Source organism: Mycolicibacterium xanthum (genome assembly GCF_019710635.1).
Lineage (GTDB): Bacteria > Actinomycetota > Actinomycetes > Mycobacteriales > Mycobacteriaceae > Mycobacterium > Mycobacterium xanthum.
The window spans coordinates 1-3,195 of record NZ_JAIFZS010000130.1 but is presented as its reverse complement, the minus strand read 5'-3'; the positions used below and the strand labels follow the sequence as shown (position 1 = coordinate 3,195).

3 protein-coding genes and 1 pseudogene are annotated in these 3,195 nt (G+C 63.6%); all 4 read left to right on the top strand.

What is annotated here, in order from left to right; all coding sequences use genetic code 11:
• Positions 1-437, top strand: a pseudogene (locus tag JDV09_RS26375) (hypothetical protein); the annotation flags it as partial.
• Positions 438-780: 343 nt separating this feature from the next.
• Positions 781-1,986: a cytochrome P450 gene (locus tag JDV09_RS26370; protein WP_221372077.1), complete on the top strand. Its 1,206-nt coding sequence runs from the start codon at positions 781-783 to the stop codon at positions 1,984-1,986.
• 75 nt (positions 1,987-2,061) lie between these two features.
• Positions 2,062-2,364 (top strand): DUF732 domain-containing protein, encoded by a 303-nt coding sequence (locus tag JDV09_RS26365; RefSeq protein WP_221372076.1) that lies wholly within the window; start codon positions 2,062-2,064, stop codon positions 2,362-2,364.
• A 237-nt stretch (positions 2,365-2,601) separates the two neighbouring features.
• Positions 2,602-3,195: DUF222 domain-containing protein (locus JDV09_RS26360; RefSeq protein WP_221372075.1), on the top strand; the 594-nt coding region annotated here is incomplete at its 3' end.

Genomic DNA, 3,195 nt, shown 5'->3' with positions numbered 1-3,195 from the left:
CAGGTAGTTGTGCCAAGTCCCTTCGCGTGGCGCGGGAGCACAATATTCCACTGATGCAGGTCGTCGCCATGACCAGCTACAACTCGGCCTGCCACCTGGGCGAGATGGGCTTGACGGCGATGCAGGAACGGGGACGCCTACAAGAGGGAATGGTCGCCGACATCACCGTCTTCGACCCACAGACCGTCACAGACAATGCGACCTACTCCCACGGCACGCTGCCGTCGACCGGCATTCCCTACGTCATCGTCAACGGCGCCATCGTCGTCAAGGATTCCGATGTGCTCAAAGGTGTGAATCCCGGCGAGCCGATCCGATTCGAGCTGGCCGCAAGCCGCGCCACGTCGCTCAGTGTCGAGAGTTGGACGAAGGAATACTATTCCGCGCCGGTCGATTTCGGCGGCGGAGTGCCGGGCTCACAGCCTGTCATTCACTGAAATCTGCGCCGGAATATGCAAGGGTCCGCCGGCCTCGCGGGCGGCGGGACGGGCCATGGCCTACATGCTGATCGAGGCCGCCCAGTCACCCTTGCGCAACTGGGCACTCTGGCGGCGGCAGTCAGCGGATGCCCGCCTGCCGACTAGATCGGCCACAGGATGTCGGCGACCCCGGTGTACGGGTTGAAGAAGGAGTTCATGGACCGGCAGCAGCCTCTCCGCTGGAGGAACAAGCGTTTCCGACGACCCCGGGATTTCTTCGTGATCCAGCCGAAAACGTGCACCGATCTCGATATTCTTCTCGTCGTATTCTCTTCCGTCACACAAAGGGAGGCGGAGAGCCATGACAACTGCTGCCACCAACGAGGTCCACTACAGCCCCTACGACATCGAGCTCAACGCCGATCCGTATCCGATGCTGCGGAGGCTGCGCGACGAGGCGCCGCTGTACTACAACGCCGAGCACGACTTCTACGCGCTCAGCCGGTTCAGCGACGTCAGCAAGGCTCTCGTCGACCACGACAAATTCAGCTCTGGGCGGGGCGGGATACTCGAGTGGATCAAGAGCGGTATGGAGGTGCCGCCGGGCATCGTGCCGTTCGAGGACCCGCCGATCCACGACATCCACCGCAAGTTGTTGGCCCGGATGTTCACGCCACGCAAGATCAACGAGCTGACCGAGAAGACACGCCAATTCTGTTCACGCAGCTTGGATCCCCTGGTGGGTGGCGGACGGTTCGACTTCGTCGCCGATCTCGGAGCGGAGATGCCGATGCGAGTAATCGGCATGCTGCTCGGCATCCCCGACGATGACCTGGAAGCCGTCCGGGATCGGTCCAACACGAACCTGCGCACCAAGGCGGGAAGGCCCCTGAAACTCAGTTCAGAACGGATTCAGCACCTGGGCGACAGCTACGCGGCTTACATCGGCTGGCGTGCCGAGCATCCGTCTGACGACATCATGACCGAGTTGCTCAATGTCGAGTTCCAGGACGAAACCGGCACCACGCGCCGCCTGCGTCGCGACGAACTTCTGATCTACGTCAATGTCGTGGCCCAGGCCGGAAACGAAACGACGACGCGACTCATCGGCTGGGCGGGCAAAGTGCTCGCCGAACATCCCGACCAGAGACATGAACTGGTGGAGAACCGCGCGCTGATCCCACAGGCGGTCGAAGAACTGGTGCGTTTCGAACCGCCCGCGCCCCATATGGCCCGATACGTCACCCGCGACGTCGACTACTACGGTCAGACGGTTCCCGAGGGAAGCGTGATGATGATGCTCATCGCCGCGGCCTGCCGGGATGATCGACAATTCCCACCGGACGGCGATGTCTTCGACATCCACCGCGAACCTCGCCAACACGTCGGCTTCGGTGTGGGCATCCACTACTGCCTCGGCGCGGCGCTTGCTCGCCTGGAAGGATGCATTGCGCTCGAAGAGATCCTCAAGCGATTCCCGGAGTGGGACGTCGATCTCGAAAACGCCCGCATGGCGTCATCGTCCACCGCTCGCGGCTGGGACAGCATGCCGGCGTTGATCGCCTGAGCGGATCGGCGATCCCGCGGCCTTTGTCGGCGGGGTGTGCGAATGTGAAGAAGACAGTCCGATGTACCCAGGGGGATGGGCATGAGACGTGTGATGGCAGCGCTGATCGGATCGGTGGTGATCGCCGTCGCCTTGGCCGGCACGGCCCAAGCGATCCCCGACCAGGGCACACCGGAATTCGATGAATACATGCAGGGCCTGCAACGCAACGGCTACAACCTGAATCCGGACACTGCATGGCGCGTGGCCCACCAGGCGTGTGTGGGCGGCATACCGGGATACATCGGTCTGGAACTTGCTGCTCAAGGGGTCATCGGCCCCGGTGCGCAGCAGCGGGTGATGGAAGTGGCCAGAACCTACGCCTGCCCTATTCAGTAGCCGGCTCGCTGGTTCACCAGCTCGGCCTCGTGGCCATTCTGATGCGCCGCTCCCGAAATGGATCAACGCACCGTCGATGCAGTAGTCGAAGTGAATTATCTTGTCCGGCAACATCTCTGATCCCGACACCTCCGGCAGATCGTTGAGGCTCTTCCAGGGCCGGCCCGTCGCCTGCCTACTTCCGAAGGGGCCGCCGGAGGCCGGGAAAATGTCGTACCCCGCTGCGAGGATGTGGGTATGACTTCGACTACTGCTTCCGGGGTGGTGGGGCTGAGTCCTGTCGATCGGCTGGATGCGTTGTTCGACGAGTTGTCGCAGCTGGCGGGTCAACGCAACGCGATCGACGGGCGCATCGTGGCGATCGCCGCCGAACTGGACCGCCACCAGCTGTTGGGCATCACCGGGGCACGGTCGGTGGCCGCGCTGATGGCCTGGAAAACCGGCTGCTCCCCCAACAACGCGCAGACCATCACCGCCATCGCCGAGCGCCTCGAGGAATTCCCGCGGTGTGTGACCGGGCTGCAGGAAGGCCGGCTGTCGCTGGATCAGGTCGGCGTCATCGCCGAACGTGCCGGGCAGGGTTCTGATGACCACTACGCCGAGCTGGCCCGCTACGCCACCGTCACCCAGCTGCGCACCGCGGTCAAACTCGAACCCCGCCCCAAACCGGACACTCCCCGCTCGGCGCCGCGGGCCACCCTCGCCAAGGGCAGCGACGAGCAGTACACCTGGTGGCGCATCAAACTCCCGCACCTGGAAGCCGCGACATTCGACGCCGCCCTGCAATCCCACCTCGACGCGCTGATCGCCGACTACAAACGCGACCACGAC